The 17,908-nt window shown below is 70.7% G+C and carries 17 protein-coding genes; all 17 read right to left on the reverse strand.

Annotated features, from left to right (window positions below):
* Positions 1 to 9 precede the first annotated feature (9 nt).
* A complete protein-coding gene (locus tag VFV67_RS20120) occupies positions 10 to 1,152 on the reverse strand; it encodes a nucleotide disphospho-sugar-binding domain-containing protein (RefSeq protein WP_326472083.1) in 1,143 nt (380 codons plus the stop codon).
* Positions 1,153 to 1,242: 90 nt separating this feature from the next.
* Positions 1,243 to 2,397: a nucleotide disphospho-sugar-binding domain-containing protein gene (locus VFV67_RS20125; protein ID WP_326472084.1), complete on the reverse strand. Its 1,155-nt coding sequence runs from the start codon at positions 2,395 to 2,397 to the stop codon at positions 1,243 to 1,245.
* A gap of 32 nt (positions 2,398 to 2,429) precedes the next feature.
* Positions 2,430 to 3,539 (reverse strand): DegT/DnrJ/EryC1/StrS family aminotransferase, encoded by a 1,110-nt coding sequence (locus tag VFV67_RS20130; RefSeq protein ID WP_326472085.1) that lies wholly within the window; start codon positions 3,537 to 3,539, stop codon positions 2,430 to 2,432.
* Entirely contained in the window at positions 3,532 to 4,689 is a 1,158-nt protein-coding gene (locus tag VFV67_RS20135; RefSeq protein ID WP_326472086.1) for a nucleotide disphospho-sugar-binding domain-containing protein, read from the reverse strand. The genes VFV67_RS20130 and VFV67_RS20135 overlap by 8 nt, the downstream gene beginning before the upstream one ends.
* Before the next feature lie 50 nt (positions 4,690 to 4,739).
* The gene (locus tag VFV67_RS20140) at positions 4,740 to 5,654 is read right to left on the reverse strand and encodes a hypothetical protein (protein ID WP_326472088.1); all 915 of its coding nucleotides are present in this window, start codon (positions 5,652 to 5,654) and stop codon (positions 4,740 to 4,742) included.
* Between the two features lie 19 nt (positions 5,655 to 5,673).
* Complete coding sequence (locus VFV67_RS20145) at positions 5,674 to 6,852, reverse strand: cytochrome P450 (protein WP_326472090.1); 1,179 nt, start codon at positions 6,850 to 6,852, stop codon at positions 5,674 to 5,676.
* A gap of 13 nt (positions 6,853 to 6,865) precedes the next feature.
* Entirely contained in the window at positions 6,866 to 7,807 is a 942-nt protein-coding gene (locus tag VFV67_RS20150; protein WP_326472092.1) for an NAD(P)-dependent oxidoreductase, read from the reverse strand.
* Positions 7,804 to 8,781, reverse strand: a complete 978-nt coding sequence (gene rfbB, locus VFV67_RS20155; protein WP_326472093.1) for a dTDP-glucose 4,6-dehydratase — start codon at positions 8,779 to 8,781, stop codon at positions 7,804 to 7,806. Before rfbB ends, VFV67_RS20150 begins: the two co-directional genes overlap by 4 nt.
* Positions 8,778 to 9,914 (reverse strand): glycosyltransferase, encoded by a 1,137-nt coding sequence (locus VFV67_RS20160; RefSeq protein WP_326472094.1) that lies wholly within the window; start codon positions 9,912 to 9,914, stop codon positions 8,778 to 8,780. Before VFV67_RS20160 ends, rfbB begins: the two co-directional genes overlap by 4 nt.
* Before the next feature lie 150 nt (positions 9,915 to 10,064).
* Positions 10,065 to 11,528, reverse strand: coding sequence for an FAD-dependent monooxygenase (locus VFV67_RS20165; protein WP_326472096.1), 1,464 nt, complete (start codon positions 11,526 to 11,528; stop codon positions 10,065 to 10,067).
* Between the two features lies 1 nt (position 11,529).
* The gene (locus VFV67_RS20170; protein ID WP_326472097.1) at positions 11,530 to 12,210 is read right to left on the reverse strand and encodes an antibiotic biosynthesis monooxygenase; all 681 of its coding nucleotides are present in this window, start codon (positions 12,208 to 12,210) and stop codon (positions 11,530 to 11,532) included.
* 33 nt (positions 12,211 to 12,243) lie between these two features.
* A complete protein-coding gene (gene rfbA, locus VFV67_RS20175) occupies positions 12,244 to 13,113 on the reverse strand; it encodes a glucose-1-phosphate thymidylyltransferase RfbA (RefSeq protein ID WP_326472098.1) in 870 nt (289 codons plus the stop codon).
* On the reverse strand, positions 13,110 to 14,558 hold the full coding sequence (locus tag VFV67_RS20180) for an FAD-dependent monooxygenase (protein WP_326472100.1): 1,449 nt from the start codon (positions 14,556 to 14,558) through the stop codon (positions 13,110 to 13,112). The genes rfbA and VFV67_RS20180 overlap by 4 nt, the downstream gene beginning before the upstream one ends.
* On the reverse strand, positions 14,555 to 15,499 hold the full coding sequence (locus VFV67_RS20185) for an aromatase/cyclase (RefSeq protein ID WP_326472102.1): 945 nt from the start codon (positions 15,497 to 15,499) through the stop codon (positions 14,555 to 14,557). The genes VFV67_RS20180 and VFV67_RS20185 overlap by 4 nt, the downstream gene beginning before the upstream one ends.
* Before the next feature lie 32 nt (positions 15,500 to 15,531).
* Entirely contained in the window at positions 15,532 to 16,320 is a 789-nt protein-coding gene (gene fabG, locus VFV67_RS20190; protein ID WP_326472104.1) for a 3-oxoacyl-ACP reductase FabG, read from the reverse strand.
* Complete coding sequence (locus VFV67_RS20195) at positions 16,304 to 16,585, reverse strand: acyl carrier protein (protein WP_326472106.1); 282 nt, start codon at positions 16,583 to 16,585, stop codon at positions 16,304 to 16,306. Before VFV67_RS20195 ends, fabG begins: the two co-directional genes overlap by 17 nt.
* On the reverse strand, positions 16,582 to 17,802 hold the full coding sequence (locus VFV67_RS20200) for a ketosynthase chain-length factor (protein ID WP_414636303.1): 1,221 nt from the start codon (positions 17,800 to 17,802) through the stop codon (positions 16,582 to 16,584). Before VFV67_RS20200 ends, VFV67_RS20195 begins: the two co-directional genes overlap by 4 nt.
* Positions 17,803 to 17,908 lie beyond the last annotated feature (106 nt).

Raw genomic sequence — 17,908 nt, forward strand, 5'->3', positions numbered from 1 at the left:
TCCCGGGGTTCAGTAGCGCCGCGCCAGATCGGCCGCGACCGCGGCGGGCGACGGCATGCCGGCCATCTCCCGGCTCAGCTCCTCGGCCGCCTTGCGGTGCTCCGCCAGCGACAGCAGCGTCTCCAGCGCGTCGGCCAGCGTTGCCGGGTCGTCCTGGCTGGCGACGTCGTCGAGACTGATCCCGGCGCCGAGGGCCTGCAGCCGCTCACCGGTGGCGAACTGGTCGGCCCACTGGGGCAGCACAAGCTGAGGTAGACCGGCGGCGGTGGCGGTCAGCGCTGTGCCCGCACCGCCGTGGTGCACGACGGCATCGCAGCTGTCCAGGAACAGGTGCAACGGAGTGGGCGCGACCAGTCGAACCCGCGGCGGCACCGGACCCACGGCATCCCGAAATTCCTCCTCGCAGGTGGCGATCACCTCGATGTCGGCGACGGTGGCGCAGGCTCGCAGTACCCGCCGCAGGTGCGGCACACCATTGAGCGCGAGAATGTGCCGTCCGAACGAGACCACCACCCGGCGGACACCCGGCCGCGCCCGGTGCCAGGAAGGCAGCACACCACTGCCGTTGAACGGCACGAACCGAATCGGCGTGCCCGGCTCCGCCGACGGGAACTGCAACGACGGTGGGCAGGGATCAAGCTTCTCCGCCGGCAACGGCAGCCCGTCAAGGCCATGCTGGGCGGCCAGATCGGCAAGTTCCGTGCCCGCGTCCCGCAACGCCACGTCGGAGCCCGCATCAACACCCCAACGGTGGTGCAACACCGGCACCCCTGCCAGACCACCAACCAGCAGGGCGGTGTACTCCAGTTTCTCAGCGATGATCAGTTGGGGCTGGAACGAGCGGGCTATGGCGAGATACTCGGGCAGGACCGCCCTGGCGTGTCTCATCCATACCCGGCCGAGGATTCCCATCTGCTCGGGCGCGAAGCGCGGAATTGCCTCAAGTGGACGCTTGTCCCCGGTCAGCAGCCTCCGAACGGACTTGATGGCGTCGTGCGGCTCGCCGGCGCTGACCGCGACCAGACCGGCCGAACGGACCGTGGGGATCACGTCGGGTTGAGCGACAACGAGCACATCGTGACCCGCGGCCCGCAATGCCCACGCCAACGGAACGAGCGGAGCGAAGTGGGTGGGCACCGGGGTGGTCGTCATCAATACTCGCATGGCTACCTCAGCCCGCCTCTCACAGTGCGTCGACCGAAAGTCTCAGGTGGACGTTTGCACGCCTCGTCCCGGTTGAACTCAGTAGCGTTGCGCCAGGTCGGCCGCGACCGCGGCGGGCGACGGCATGCTGGCCATCTCCTGGCTCAGCTCCTCGGCCGCCTTGCGGTGCTCCGGCTGCGACAGCAGCGCCTCCAGCGCGTCGGCCAGCGTGGCCGGGTCGTCCTGGCTGGCGACGTCGTCGAGACTGATCCCCGCGCCAACGGCCTGCAGTTGCTCACCGATGTCGAACTGGTCGGACCACTGGGGTAGGACAAGCTGGGGCAGACCGAAGGCGGTGGCGGTCAGCGAGGTGCCGCCACCGCCGTGGTGCACGACGGCATCGCAGGTGTCGAAGAACAGGTGCAGCGGAGTCGGCGTCACCAACCGGACCCGGGGCGGCATCGGACCCAGGGCGTCCCAATATTCCTCGTCGCAGGTGGCGATCACCTCGATACCTGGAATCGTGGCGCAGGCCTCGAGTACCCGCCGCACATGGGGTACGCCGTTGAGCGCGAGAGTCGCGGTGCCGAGCGAGACCGCCACCCGGCGGACACCGGGTTCGGGCCGGTGCCAGGAGGGCAGTTCGCCGGGCCCGTTGAACGGCACGTACCGGATCGGTGTGCCTGGCTCGGCCGACGGGAGCTGCAGGGACGGCGGGCAGGGGTCGAGTACCTCGGCCGGCAGCGGAAGCCCGTCGAGGCCAAGGTCCGCGGCCAGGTCGGCAAGTTCGGCACGGGCCTCCCGCATCGCCGGACCGGAGATCGGATCGACGCCCCAGCGGTGGTGCACCACCGGAATCCCTTCCGCACCGCCCACCAGCAGGGAGGCGAACTCGACGTGGTTGGAAACGATCAACTGGGGCCGAAACGACCGGACGGCCGGGAGATACTCGGGCAGAACCACCCTGGCGTTCCTGATCCACACCGCCGCGAAGGATCCCATCTCCTCGGGACGCCTGCGTTCGAATGTCTCACGGAGACGTTTGTCACCCGTGAGCTTCGACCGGACGCCTTTGGTGGCCTCGAACAGCTCGCCGGCGCTGGCCGCGACCATACCGGCCGAGCGGACCGTGGGGATCACGTCGGGTTGGGTGACAGCCAGCACGTCGTGACCCGCGGCCCGCAGCGCCCATGCCAGCGGCACGAGCTGGGTGAAATGAGTGGGCACCGGATTGGTCAACACCAACACACGCATGGCGCGTCAGCCTGCCTCTCGTACTTGTTGGTCTACCCGGCCAGCGCCGGCTTGCGGGCCACCGCCTTGAGTGCGTCGACGACCCGGGTGATGTCGGTTTCGGTGAGGCGGCCCCAGAACGGCAGGCACACGATGTGGCGCGCGGCCCAGTCGGCACGTGGGGTCGGGCCCGCCCTCCGCAACCCGCCGACCCGGTACCGCCCGGCGAAGTACGCCCTGGTGTGCACGCCGTGCGCGAGCATGGCGCGCACCAGTGCCTCGGCGTCCACCGGCGCGTCGGTGGTCAAGCGCACCGGCAAGGCCGCGACGGCAGGGCCGGCTTCCGCGCGGAAATCGCACGGCCGCAACCAGTTCAGCTCCGCGAGAGCCTCCTGATACCACCCGCGGACCGCCGTCCGTCGCGCGACCTCCGTGGCCGCCCCGGCGTGTACCACGGCACCGATCGCCGCGTGCAGCTCGCTCATCCGCGCGTTGGTGCCGGTGCGCAGCGCGCCGGACTCACCGAAACCGAAGTTGCGCAACCGGCGCACGGTGCCGGCGATCGCCCTGGTGTTGCCGAACACCGCGCCGCCCTCGATGGAGTGGGTCAGCTTCGTGGCGTGCAGGCTCAACGTCGCCACGTCCCCATAGGACAGCAGGGGCCGGCCGCGGAAGTTCACTCCCCAACAGGTGGCCGCGTCGAAGATCAGCGGCACACCGGCCGCCCGCGCGATGGAGCGCAGCGCGTCGATGTCGGCCGGGCAACCGAAGGAGTGCACAGCGAGGATGGCACACGTCCGCGAAGTGACCGCCTGCCGGACAGCGTCCGGGTCGATGGTCAGGTACGTGTCCTCGATGTCCACCTCGACCGGCGTCGCACCGGCCCGGAGCACCGCCTGGGCGGTCGCCGGAAATGCCGCCGCTGGAACGAGAACCTCGCCGCGCAGCTCCAGCGCGGAGCAGGCGAGCTGGATGGCGGTGGTACCGCTGCCGGTGACCGCGACGTCCGCGATCCCCAACTCGGTGGACAGCAACGCCTCCAACTGGCGAACGCGCGGCCCGTCGTTGGTCAACACCTGACTCTCGAACACCTCGAACAGCGCCGACTTCAGCCGGTCCCAAGGCGGAACCAACGGGCGGACGACGACCAGATCATCAGTCATGGGCTACCCCATAACGTCGTGCGATATCGGCGGCGACCGTGCTCGGTGCCGGCATGCCGGCCATCTCGTGGCTGAGTTCCTCCGCTGCCTTGCGGTGTTCCGGTTTGGACAGCAGGGTGTGCAGCGCGTCGGTCACCGTGTCTGGATCGTCCTGGCTGGCGACCTCGTCGAGGCAGATCCCCGCGCCAACGGCCTGCAGCCGCTCGCCCCCGGCGAACTGGTCACCGAGCTGAGGTAGGACGAGTTGAGGTAGACCGGCGGCGGTGGCGGTGAGCACCGTGCCCGCACCGCCGTGGTGCACGACGGCATCGCAGCTGTCCAGGAACAGGTGCAACGGAGTGGGCGCGACCAGTCGAACCCGCGGCGGCACCGGACCCACGGCATCCCAGTACCTTTCGTCGCAGGTGGCGATCACCTCGACCTCCGGAATGGTGGCGCAGGCTCGCAGTACCCGCCGCACATGCGGCACACCATTGAGCGCCAGGGTGGAGGTCCCGAGCGAGACCACCACCCTGGGGACACCCGGCTGCGCCCGGTGCCAGGAAGGCAGCACACCATTGCCGTTGAACGGCACGAACCGAATCGGCGTGCCCGGCTCCGCCGACGGCAACTGCAACGACGGTGGGCAGGGATCAAGCTTCTCCGCCGGCAACGGCAGCCCGTCAAGGCCATGCTGGGCGGCCAGATCGGCAAGCTCCGTACCCGCGTCCCGCAACGCCACGTCGGAGATCGGGTCGATCCCCCAACGGTGGTGCAGCACAGGTATCCCCTCGATGCCACCAACCAGCAACGCGGTGTACTCGAGCTGATCAGCGATGATCAGCTCGGGCTGGAACGAGCGGGTCACGGCGAGATACCCGGGCAGGACCACCCTGGCGTGCCTCATCCATACCCGCCCGAAGATTCCCATCTGCTCGGGTGCGAAGCGCGCAAAGGTCTCAAGTGGACGCTTGTCCACCGTCAGCAGCGTCCGCATGTGCGCCCCGATGTCGAACGCCTCGCCGACGCTCGCCGCGACCAGGCCGGCCGAGCGGACCGTGGGGATCACGTCGGGTTGCGTGACAACGAGCACATCGTGGCCCGCGGCCCGCAGTGCCCACGCCAACGGCACAAGCGGGGCGAAGTGAGTGGGGACCGCAGTGGTCGTCATCAACACTCGCATGGCTTCCCCAATCGCTGTACTAAGTGGTGCCGGGTCGGCTAGGCGTTGCGCACGATCACCTCGAAGGTTGGCGAGGTCGGGGGGAATCCGGTGTCGAAGTGCGAGTTGACCAGGGCCAGCCGGGAGCCGAACTTGGCCGCCGTCGTTGGCACCCCGAACAACGGGTCGGTGATCGTCTCGACCAGGGTCCCGCTGCTCAGGTCGGTGCTCAGCCGCCATTCGGTGACCTGGTTCATGAAGCCCTGCACCACCCAGACCTTGCGGTCGGCAAGCACGATGCCGTCGGCGGCGGGCACGTCCACCCCGGCGATCTCCGCACTGGCCCCGGTGTGTGCGTCCACCGTGAACAGCTTTTCCACACCGGAATGGGCGACGATCAACGTGTGCCTGGCCGGCGTGGCGTCGATCCCGTTGAGGTTGAAGTCCCCGGTGATGGCGGCCGCCGGGCCGGTCAGCTGGAGCGTGCGGGCCGGACCCGGCACGCCGCACACGAGCGGCACGAAGAACAGCCGTGCGGCCCGGGAGTCGGTGAACCAGGCGCCGGACGGAGTGGCCACCACGTCGTTGATCATCGTGCTGGCCGGGTCGCCGAGGTCATAGCTGGCGACATTGGTTCGGGTCCGCGTGTTGTACACGTAGGCTTGGCCGGCGCCCCCGCCGGCGACGAACAGCAGGTCGTACCGGAGGTCCGCGGACATGCCCACGGCGGGCCGGCCGTCCGGCGCGTCGATGAGCCGCTCCGCCGTTCCGCGCCGGATGTCGCCGACGAAGATGTCGCCGCGGGCCAGGTCGCCGGCGTAGAACGTGGTGCCCTTCCCGGCCGTGATGCCCTCGGCGGAACTCGCCCCGGGCAGCACGATCACTTGGCTGGCCTGGTCGGCGGTGGCCGCCGCCGGTGTCAGCGCGAGCGACAACACCACCAGTGGCAGGGTCAGAGTCAGGATCTTGCGCATCGGATTTCCTTCCAGTCGTTCAGTTGTGTAGTGCCACGGGCAGGCTGGCGAGCGACCGCACGACGTTGTTGACCCCCCAGGTCGGCTCACCGACCTCGATCCGTCGCACCCGCTTGGCCAACGCCGTGAACAGGGCCGTGCCCTCCAACCGGACGAGGCCCTGACCGATACAGCTGTGGATCCCGTGCCCGAACGCGATGTGGTGCTTCGCGTCGGGTCGCCTGATGTCGAACACGTCGGGCTCCGCCCACCTCCGCTCGTCCCGGTTGGCCGCGCCCAGCAACAGGAAGACCCGGGACCCGGCGGGCAACGTGGTCCCATCGAGCTCGTATTCTCGGGTCACCAGACGGGTGTAGCCCCTGACCGGCGACTCGTACCGCATGACCTCGTTGAGTGCGTTGGGAATGAGCGAGTGGTCCCGGCGAATCGCTTGCCACAGCGACGGATCCCGGCCGAGCAGCCACAGCGCGCTGGACAGCATGGCGACCGTCGTGTCGATGGACGGCGCGAGGTAGGCACCGATCAGTGACGGGATCTGGTTCTTGTCGATCCGTTCGGCTTCGGCGGCGGCGAGCAGGTCGGCACCGCAACTGCCGGGCCGCAGCCGTCCGGAGTCGATGACCTCCCTGGTGTACTCCTGCATCGCCTTCAGCGCCGGCAGGTCCGCGATGGACCGCTCGTTCATCGGCCCGCTGAGGTTGAAGATTGCGCAGGACCAGGACAGGAACTCCGACCGCCCTTCGACCGGCCAGCCCAGCAGGTCGGAGACGACCGACAGCGGGAGTACCTGGGCGAAGTCGGTGACGACGTCGAACGTGCCGGCGCCGAGCAGCTTCTCGACGAGCTCGTCGGCACGCCGGTGGAACAGCTCCTGGTGGGCCCGCAGCGCCTTGGGCGTCAGCGGCCGGTTGATCAGGGTCCGGAACTGTTCGTGTTCCGGCGGGTCGGTGGACACCGTCGTGGCGCGCATCCTCTCGTTGGTCTGGTCGTTCAACGCGACCCCTGAGGCGGATGAGAACGTCTCGGGGTCCTGCAGCGCCGCATGGACGTCCCGGTACCTGGCCACCGCCCACACGTCGTTGCGTTCCAGCCAGACGGCCGGCCCGAGATCCCGCAACAGGCGGTAGTTCTCGTACGGCGACCTGATCGCGGCCTCGGTGTACAGGTCGATGTCGGTCCGTGGCGAAGCGGTCAGCATGGCGGCGTCCTTTCTACCGTTGGGTCGAGACGTGCGTGCTCAACTGGCGGTCGGGCGGCCAGACGGAGCTGAGCAGGTCGGTCAGCGACTCGTCGAGCCCGTGTTCGGCCCGCCAGCCCAGGAGTTCCCGGGCCCGCGACACGTCGAGCCGTTGCCACTGCATGGGTTCCCGCGGCAGGCTCCCGTTCGAGTCCTCGACGAGACGAACGGGCAACCCGCCCAGCGCGATCAGCCGCTGGACCACCGTGCGCACGTGCACGGCCGTCCCGCTGGCGATGTTGATGACCTGGCCGGTCACGGCCGGAGCGGCCACGGCCGCCAGCACGGCCTGCGCCACGTCGCGCACGTCGACGTAGTCCCGCCAGGTGCGCAGCGGGGCCAGCCGCAACTCCGCGGGCCGGTCGCCGCACCCGGCCGCGGCGATTCCGGCCAGCCGGCGCGCGACCACGGCCGGCAGCGTGTCCGCGCGCGCCCGTGGACCGGCCACATTGGACACCCGGAGCACGACCGCGCGACCCCGCAGGGCCGCCCGGGCGCCGTCCAGCTTCGTCCTGCCGTACATCGACAGTGGAGCCGGCGGGTGGCTCTCGGCCGTGGTGCTCCCCGGCACGTCCGGGCCGTACTCGTGGCTGCTACCGATCTGGATCAGTCGGGTGTCCCGGGTCGCGGCGACGAGCCGGGCCACGAACTCGGCGTTGATCGCCCGCAGCTGCCGGTCGGTGGCCGGGGTCGCGAGGCCCGCCGCGTTCACCACGACGTCCGGGGCCTCGTCGGCCAGGAGCGAGCCGAGATCGGCGATCCCCGCCCGGGCCAGGTCGAGCCGCACGTGCCGACCCGGCCCGGCGGATCCGTTGCGGGAGACGCTGACCACGCCGCACCCGGCCGCCTGGAACGCCTCGCGGATGTGACTGCCGAGAAAGCCGGTGCCGCCGAGCACCATGATCCGCCCGGTCATGAGGATTGCTCGTCTTGCTTGAGCGGCTTCCACCACGCGGGGTTGTCGCGGTACCAGGCGAACGTCTCGGCCAATCCGGTCTCGAACGGAATCCGTGGGGCGTAGCCGAGCCGGTCGCGGATCTTCGTGTCGTCCACGCAGTACCGCCGGTCGTGTCCCAGCCGGTCGGGCACCCGTTGGACCATCGCGGAGCCGGCGCCGGCGAGCTCGAGCAACCGCTCGGTGACGGCCAGGTTGGTGTGCGCCTCGCCGCCCACGTTGTAGATCTGGCCGGCGGCTCCGCGGGTGAGCACCAGGTCGATCGCGCGGCAGTGGTCGTCGACGTGGACCCATTCGCGGACGTTGGCGCCGTCGCCGTACAGCGGCACGGGCCGGCCCTCGATCAGGTTGGTGACGAACAGCGGGACGAGCTTCTCGACGTGCTGGTACGGGCCGTAGTTGTTGGCGCACCGCGTGATCGAGACATCCAGACCGTGGGTGCGCCAGTAGGCCCGGGCGATCAGGTCGGCACCCGCCTTGGAGGCCGCATAGGGGGAGTTGGGCCGCAGCGCCGCCTCCTCGGGACTGCCGCCCGTCTCGACGGAGCCGTACACCTCGTCGGTGGAGACGTGCACGATCCGCGCGACGCCGGTCCGGCGGCCCGCCTCAAGCACGTTGTGCGTGCCCTCCACGTTGGTGCGGACGAACTCGGCCGCGTCCGCGATCGAACGGTCCACATGCGACTCGGCGGCGAAATGGACCACGGCGTCGTGGCCGGGCAGCACGTCGACCAGCAGCGGCAGGTCGAGCACGTCACCGTGGACGAAGTCCAGCCGGGGGTGGTGTTCCGGGAGGTTGGCCCGGTTGCCCGCGTAGCCCAGCTTGTCCAGCACCGTGACCCGGTCCGCATCGTGGTCCGGATAGGCGCCGGCCAGCACGGCGCGCACGTAGTGCGAGCCGATGAACCCGGCGCCGCCGGTGACCAGCAACCTCATGGCGTCACCAGGTTCTCCAGCGTGCCGACCACCTCGGCCGGCGGCGGCAGGGTGGCGATCTCCGCGGCGAGCTGTCCCGCCCGGCTCGCGTACGACGGGTTGGACAGCAGCTCCAGGCAGCACTTCTCGATCTCCTCGATGGTGTCCTGGTCCCGGGTGAGCAGCAGTCCGGCACCGAACTCGGCCACCGGCTGGGTGGACTCGACCTGGTAGTTGGACTTCGGGAGCATGAGCTGCGGGATGCCGACGTTCAGCGCGCCCATGGTGGTCACGCCGCCCCCGTGGTGCACCATCAGGTCGCAGGTGCGCGCCGCCACCTCCAGCGGAATCCAGCCGGCCTTGACCTCGTCGAGCCCGGCACCGAGCGACTCCACCAGTTCCTGCGGACCGGCGAGCAGCACCTCGATGCCGGCGGCGGACAGCGTCCTGGTCAGCCGGGGGAGCAGGTCGACGTGCGCGGGAATGTACGGCCGGCTGCCGGCGGTGACCAGCGCCCGGGGCCGGTCGTCGGTCCGGGTGTACATCCACCGTTCCAACCGGCGCTGCCGGGAGCCGGGCGCCCAGCGCATCGTCAGCCCGTCCGGCGCGTCGGCGCGCCGCAGGCTCGGCGGAGTGATGTCGACGAACAGGTCGGGCTCCGGCACCCGGTCGAGGCCCAGCCGTCGCAGCTCCGGCGCCAGTTCCTCCGCCGCGCCCGGGTCGAGGTCCGTGGTCGGGGTCATGTCCCAGGCGTGCCGCACGGAGGGAACTCCGAGGTGCGCGGCGAGCAGCGGCGCGGCGTAGGACAGCGCGCCGCCGACGACGATGTCGGGCCGCCAGTCCCCGGCGAGCTCGAGCAGCACGTCGAGGCTGTCGGCGGCCATCCGGCCGAACGCGCCGCCGAGGTGGCGCAGCTCGCCCTGCCGGTCCCACGGAACCGACAGCTCGTTTCCCGCGCGGTCTTTCCAAACGAAATGCTTGACCGGATGGGGGGTCATCGAGATCCCCGGAATTCCGGCGCCGGTGACATCCGGGATCAGGTCCTCGTTGGCCGCCATGAAGACCTCGTGCCCGGCGTTCCGCGCGGCCGATGCCAGTGGCGCGACGGCGAAGACACAGGCCGGGCTGCCGCCGGTGATGAACAGAAATCTCATTGTTCCCGTTGCCTTTCCTCGAATGAAGCCCGCGCGGAACTAACCAGCGGAATTTGATTTGTTCGGATTCGGATGCGCCGTCCCGGTGGTTCAATTATCTCGTCCGGGAATCGGAGAGTTCAAGGATTCCGGGTTCAGATCTGCGTCAAATCAGCCGGCCGGATCACCGAACCAGCGGTGCAGCGCGATCGTGAGTTCGGCCGGATCCGAGCCGATCCAGGCGATGTATCCGTCCGGCCGCACCAGCACCGCGTCGTGCTCGGGCAGCGGCTGCCCGGCACCGGCCGGCGCGGCCGTCGCGGTCAGCACCCGGTCCTTCCAGCCGGCCGCCGCATCGCGTATCGCGGCGTCGTCGGCGATGTCCAGCAGCACCCCCTGCGCCGGGTGCAGCAGTGCGGTCGTGCTGGTCTGTCCGGCGGTTCCGTGCACCGCGACCGGCGGGACCCGGCGGCCGAGCAGCGGGTGGTCGCCGCCGCCGACCTCGTACCGGAGGTCCAGACCACTGACGATGCCGGCCAGGTGCCGCTTGACGGCGTCGTGCTCGATCAGCTCGCCGAGCAACTCGCGCAGGGGCTGCGCGTCCGCCCCGCCCAGGAAGATCATGCCCTGGGCGCGGGTGTTCATCAGCAGCCTGGCGCCGGCCGGATGTCGCTCGGCGTGATAGCTGTCCAGCAGCCCGTCGGGCGCCCAGCCGGCCACCGTCGCGGCCAGCTTCCAGCCCAGGTTGACCGCGTCCAGCAGGCCGGTGCTCATCCCCTGTCCGCCGGCCGGCAGGTGGATGTGCGCCGCGTCGCCGGCGAGCAGGACGCGGCCCCGCCGGTACTCGGTCACCTGCCGGGTGGCGTCGGTGAACGAGCTGACCCATTCGGTGTCCGCGCCGTGGATGTCCTCGCCGGTGATCCGCTGCCAGGCGTCGGCGACCTCGGCGAAATCCGGTTCGCCGTCCTGCTCGACCGGCTCGGCGCCGTGCTCGCAGACGATGATGCGGTCCACCCCGGGCCGCAGCGGGGCGGCCATCACCATGCCGCCCGGCAGGCGCTCACCCAGCATGCGCGGCCGGAGCCCGGCGCCGACCACGTCGGCCAGGTACATCCGCCGGGTGGCCGGCGTGCCCGGGAAGTCGAACCCGGCCGCCCCGCGCACCGCGCTGTGCCCGCCGTCGCAGCCCACGAGGTAGGCCGCCCGGAGCCGGTGCTCGCCGTCCGGCGCCGCAACCGTGACCTCCACGGCATCCTCGCCGGCGAGGAGTTCCCGGAACTCCCAGCCGCGCCGGATGTCCGCACCCAGCTCGGCGGCCCGGCGCTCCAGCACGTCCTCGGTCTGGGACTGCGGGATGCCGCGCGCGCCGAAGTGGGCACCGGGCAGCACGGTGTAGTCGAACCGCACGCCGCCGAAGTGGCCGAGCGGGCTGGTCTCGACCGGCCCGAACCGGGGCAGCAGACCGCGCTGGTCGAGCACCTCCATGGCCCGGGCGGTGAACCCCAGGCCGCGGGACTGCCCGGTCGGCTCGGCGAGGCGCTCGACGACGACGACCCGGGCTCCGCCCAGCCGCAGCTCGGCGGCGAGCATCAGGCCGGTCGGCCCGGCCCCGACGATGATCACGTCGGTGTTCATGTCAGCTCACCGCCGATCGGGAGTGCCAGACCCGGTAGGTGTTCGAGGTGCGCGACGTGATCAGGGACCGCGCGCGGATGCGGGACTTCTGGATTTCCACCGGCAGGTCGTCGTCCGGCACGGCGTGGAACCGGTCGTAGGACTCGCGGTCGTCCCACTGGGAGTAACCGACCACGGCGTGCCCCTCGAGCACGCGGAAGTAGGCGTGCGAACGGTATCCGGGCACGGCGAACCGCCACTGCTCCGGCTGCGCAAGGGCGTCGACGAGTGCCTTCTGGTTCGCCGGCTCGACGCCGAGCACGGTGATCACCGTGAAGTCGTCCCGCTGCACGGAGATCTCCGGGACCGCGCCCGCCTCGGGATGGCACTGGACGAACGCCAGCTCGGTCTTGAGCAACTGGACCATGGTGGACAGCCGCTGGAACAGCGGCACCGTCTTCTTCTTGAACTTCTCCCCGGCGTAGCGTGCCTCCAGGTCGGCGAGGCTGCGCCACTGGATGTAGTTGGCGGTGCCCGGGTGATCCTCGGCGGTGTGCACCGTGGAGGAGATCCAGCCCGGATAGTCGGCGCCGTCGACGATGTCGCGCATCGCGTCGAGCACCCGGTCCTGGTCCTCGACGGTCGCGGTCTCGAAGATGTTGAACAGGGTCAGGTAGCCGTCGTCCGGCGAGATGAAGGGCATGTGTTTCCCCGTTTCCGTTGCGTTGAACCGGTTTCAGCCGGCCGTTGACACATCCATGACGTACTGCCCGTAGGACGAGGCGGCCAGCCGGCGGCCGAGCCGGTGGCAGGCCTCACGATCGATGTAGCCCATCCGCCAGGCGATCTCCTCGATGCACGCGATCCGCAGGCCCTGGCGGTGCTCCAGGCTCTGCACGAACTGGCCGGCGTCGGTGAGGGCGTCCGGCGTACCGGTGTCCAGCCAGGCGAACCCGCGGCCGAGGGAGACGACCCGGACCTTGCCGCGCCGCAGGTAGGTCAGGTTCACGTCGGTGATCTCCAGCTCGCCCCGGTCGGATGGCTCCAGCCCCCTGGCGATGTCGACCACGTCGTTGTCGTAGAGATAGAGTCCGGTGATAGCCAGGTTGGACCGTGGTTGAGCGGGCTTCTCCTGCAATGACAACAGGTTCCCGGCCGCGTCCAGCTCACCCACCCCGTAGCGTTCGGGATCGCGGACCGGGTAGCCGAACAGCACGCAGCCGTCGAGATCCGCCACGTTCCGCCGGAGCAGGCCGCCGAGCCCGTGCCCGTGAAAGATGTTGTCGCCGAGCACAAGGGCCACCGGGTCGGCACCGATGTGCTCGGCGCCCACGATGAACGCGTGCGCCAGACCGCGCGGCTTGTCCTGCTCCGCGTAGCCGATGGACAGACCGAGCGCCGAGCCGTCACCGAGCAGGTTCTCGAAACCGCGCAGGTGCTCCGGCGAGGAGATGACCAGGATGTCGGTGATGCCGGCCAGCATCAGCACGGAAAGCGGGTAGTAGATCATCGGTTTGTCGTAGACCGGAAGCATCTGCTTCGACACGCCGAGTGTGCTCGGGTACAGCCGGGTTCCGTTGCCGCCGGCCAGGATGATGCCCTTCATGTCGCGCCTCCCAGGCTGTTCCGTCCCGGCCGGCCGAACCAGCGCCGCAGGGCGGTTTCCGGGCCGTGGCGGGGGCCGACCCACACGATGTGGCCGTCCGGCCGGATGAGCATCGAATCCGGGAGCCCAGCGCCGTCGGCGACTGCCGCGACCGTGTCCACCCGGTCCGCCCACGGCGCCGCGATCACCGACAGCGCCGCGCCGTCGCCGGACAGGTCCAGCAGCACGCCTCGGCCGCGCCGCAGCAGCGCCGCGATCCGCGTCGAACCGTCCACAGTGGTCAGTAACAAAGACGGCATCCGCAGTCCCAGCAGGGGATGTTCCCCGTCGCCGACGTCGTACCGGATGTCCGTGCCCGAGATCATGCCGGCCAGGTGGGCGCGCACCTCGTCGAGTGCGATCAGCTCGCCGAGGATCGCGCGGACCGGCTCGACCTCCGGGCCGCCGAGCAGCAGGGCGGCCTGGGTCCGGATGTTGGCCAGCACCCGCCGGGCCACCGCATGCCGCTCGGCGTGGTAGCTGTCCAGCAGTTCGTCGGGGGCGGCGCCGCGGGCCACCAGGGCGAGCTTCCAGCCGAGGTTCACCGCGTCCTGCAGGCCCAGGTTGAGGGCCTGCCCGCCGATCGGCAGCTGCCGGTGCGCCGCATCCCCGGCGAACAGGATCCGGCCGTGCCGGTAGCCGGCGAGCAACCGGTTCGCGTCGCCGAACGCGTTGACCCACAACGGTATCCCGCTGCGGATGTCCTCTCCGGTGACCCGCTTCCAGGCGTCGGCCAGCTCGTCGAACGTGGGCTCCGTGGTGCGGGGCCCGGCGGTCGCGCCGTACTCGTGCACCATGATCCGGGTGACGCCGTCGGGACGGCGGGCCGCGATGGCCAACCCGGCGGCCAGGCGCTCGAACCGCCGGTTCGGCACGTCGATCCCGGCGACGTCGGCGCGCAGCAGCTCGCGGCCCGCGTCCTCGCCCGGGAACTCGGGGTCGACCAGCCGGCGCACCGTGCTCCGCTCGCCGTCGCACCCGACGAGGTACCGGCCCCGCACCGGCACCGGGCCGCCCGGTCCGATTGCCCGCACCTCGACCTGATCGTCCACTACGGACAGATCGACCACCTCGTGGCCGGAGCGGAGGTCCGCGCCGAGGCCGGTCGCCCACGCCCGCAGCAGCTCCTCCGTCCTGGTCTGCGGGACCTTCCATTGAGTCAGGTCGAAGCCGATCCCGCCGAAGTGACCGCGCGGCTCGACCGGCGGCTCGCCCAGCCGGTCGAGCAGGCCGCGGCTGTCCAGGATCTCCATCGTCCTGGCGTGCAGGGTGGACGCGCGCGACTCGGTGACCGGCCCGGTCCGTCGCTCCAGCACGACCACGTCCGCGCCGCCGAGGCGAAGCTCCCCGGCGAGCATGAGCCCGACCGGACCCGCGCCAACGACGATCACGGTGTGCACCGTCATCGCCGGCTCTCGACGAAGTCCTTGGCGTAGCCCAACGTGGCGCGGCTGTTGGCGCTCAGCGCGTTGCGCACGTAGTCCCGGGCGTCGGCGACGGTCGCGTCGGTGCCGAGGATCCGCGGGATGTTCTCGGCATTGAGCACGACGGTGTGCTGCGACGCGGCGGTCGTCCCGTCCGCGCCATCGGTGAACGTCCAGTAGCCGGTGTGCATGGTCAGCAGGGCCGGCAGAACCACCTGTTTGTACGCGATCCGGTGGTGCGGGAAGCACACCCGGTAGGACCTGGTGGTGTGCACCGAGCCGTCCGGGGCAAGAGTGTCCATCTCCAGGCACTGCACCCCGGGCGACTCCTCGTCGAGCCGGACGCTTGCCACGTGCGGCAGCCGCTCCGGCCAGCGGTCGGCCGCCGCCACGAACTCGTAGACGGCGGAGGCCGGTCCGGCCACCCGGACCGTGTCGACGAAGGAGAAGGTCAGCTCCGCGGATCCGTGGGCCAGTTCGAGGTTCGTCCGCAGCGCGGCGAGCTCCGACCTGGAGTTGCGGTCGACGGCCTCGTCGATCCACCGCAGACTGTCCGGATCGTCGTCCACCGCCCGGTAGTGGTGCAGCAGCCGGACCCTCGACCGGCCTTCGCCGAGTGGCTCGACCACCCACGTGCCGCTCATCGCGGCCACCGGTGGTGCGGTGACCTCCTGGTGGAACTCGATGCGCAGGTCCGCCGGGTCGAGCCGGCGAACGGACGTCCAGTTCTTCACCGTTCCGTTGGCGGTGGCCCAGATCCGGATCCGTTCCTGGTCGTGCCCGCGCTCGAGCGCCTCGACGTAGACCGTCGGGGGGAAGATCCGCGGCCAGTTCCCCACCTCGGCGAGCAGGCGGAACACCGCGGCGCCCGGAGCGGCCACCGTGACCTCGTGCTGTACTTCCCGCAGGTCCTGCCGCGTCATGCTGATCCTCCTTGTCGCGCAAGCCGATCGGCTCAGAAGTTGCCCAACCCGCCGCAGACGTTCAGTGCCTGCGCGGTGATCGCGGCGGCGGCATCGCTGACCAGGTAGCCCACCAGCCCGGCCACCTCGTCCGGGGTGCAGTAGCGGCCGAGCGGGATCTTGGCCTGGAACCTGGCCAGGATCTCCTCCTCGGTGCTGCCGTACGCGGCGGCGTAACCCTGCCGAACCCGTTGCGCCATCGGTGTTTCGACGTAACCCGGGCAGACCGCGTTGACCGTGATGCCGGTCGGTGCCAGCTCGTTGCCGAGCGCCTTGGTGAAACCGACCACGCCGTGTTTGGACGCCGAGTAGGGCGCGCCGAGCACGACGCCCTGCTTTCCCGCGGTGGACGCGATGTTGACGATGCGCCCGCGGTCCTTGTGCCGCATCCCGCCGGTGTTGAGCACCGCGTGCGTGACCCGGAAGACGCTGTTCAGGTTGGTCTCGACGACATCGAGCCAGAGGTCCTCGGCAAGATCGGCGGTCACCCCGCCGCCGCTGCGCCCGGCGTTGTTCACCAGCACGTCGATCCCGTCGAAGCGGTCCACCGCCGCGCCGACGAAGGCCGTGACCGCCTCGGTGGACCGCACGTCGACGGCCGCGCCGTCGACGTCGAGCCGCTCCGCGCGCATCCGCTTGACCGTCGCGGCCACGTCCTCGGCGGTGCGGGCGCCGAGAAACACCCGGTGGCCCCGAACGGCCAGCAGCCGCGCGGTGGCCAGGCCGATCCCACTGGTTCCCCCGGTGACCAGGGCGACCCGCTTGTCATGCTGGTGCGGCATGTTCGGCTCCGTTCCGGCTCAGCCGCGCGTTGACCGCGTCGATCAACGCGCGCGGCGTGTCGGACTCGGTGAGCGCGGCGTCGGGCAGCGTGATGCCGAGCTCCCGCTCGATCAGGCGGCCGGTCTCCAGGACGGCCAGCGACTCGTAGCCCAGCTCGTCGAACCGCCGGTCCAGGATGTCGCCGTCCAGGTCCACCCCTTCGTCGGCACCGGCGCAGGCCAGCAGCATCCGTTTGAGGTCGGCCACCGTGAACGTGTCGGTCATCGGTCTCCCTTCGGGTCGGGTTCGGATCGCGGTGCGCGCACGACGACCGCGGAGTTGAAACCCCCGTGACCGCGGGCCAGCACCAGCGCGGCGCGCAGGTCGGCGGGGCGGGGCGCCGACACGATGTCCAGCTCGTACTCGGGGGCCGCCGCCACGTGCACCGTCGGTGGGATCAGGCCCTCCGCGATGGCCAGCAGCGCGGCCGCCAGGTCGAGCGGCCCGGCGCCCGAGTACAGCCGGCCGGTCATCGTCTTGGGCGCGGTGACCGGCACGCCGCGGGCGCCGAACACCGCGCCGATCGCCTCGGCCTCCACACTGTCGGACTCGGGGATCGCCGCGGCATCCGCGAACACCACGTCGATCTCGTCCGGCCGAACACCGGCGTCGGCCAGCGCCAGCTCGATCGCCCGGTGCAACCCGGGTTCCCGGCCGCTGTCCGGTTTCGGGTCGAAGGTCGAGCCGTACCCGGCGAGCTCGCCGTAGCTGCGAGCGCACCGGCCGCGGGCGTCCTCGGCCGCCTCAAGGACGAGGATCGCTCCGCCCTCACCCGGCACATGTCCCCGCGCGTCGCGGTCGAACGGCAGATACGCGCGGGTCGGGTCGTCGCTGGTGCTGAGCCGGCGGGAGGACAGCTGCGCCACCCAGCCCCATGGGCACAACGACGCGTCCACCGCGCCGCAGAGCATCATTCGGGTGCCCTTGCGGATCTGCCGGCGGGCCTGCATCACCGCGTCGAGACCGCCGGCCTGATCGCCGACCAGCACGCCGCTCGGCCCCTTCATCCCGTTGCGGATGGAGATCTGGCCGGTGTTGACCGCGTAGAACCAGGCGAACGACTGGTAGGCGCTGACGTGGCCAGGACCGAGGGCCCACAGTTTGCGCAGCTCGCCCTGGCCGAACTCGAAACCCCCGGACGAGCTCGCGGTCACCACGCCCATGCCGAACCCGGGCAGATCCCTCGGGCGGATGCCGGCGTCGGCGAGCGCCCAGTCCGCGGCGACCAGCGCGAGCCGGGTCATCCGGTCGGTCTGCGGCAGCAACCGGCTCGGCAGGTGGTCGTCGGCCTCGAAGCCGCGGATCTCCCCCGCGAGCCGGGCCGGATACCGCGCCGGGTCGAACCGGGTGATGCGGCCGATCCCGCTGCGGCCGCCCCGGGTCGCCGACCAGAACTCCCGAACGCCGAGCCCGTTCGGCGCGGCCACACCGATTCCAGTCACCACCACGGTGTTCTTTCGGCTCGCTCCGCTCGCGGGAGCGGGCCGTGGTGCGGTGCCTTCCCTCGTGCGCTGCTCGGTCGCTCGTTCCTCGCGCCCTGCGCTGCTC

The organism is Actinophytocola sp. (assembly GCF_035762905.1).
Classification (GTDB): Bacteria; Actinomycetota; Actinomycetes; order Mycobacteriales; family Pseudonocardiaceae; genus DASYTH01.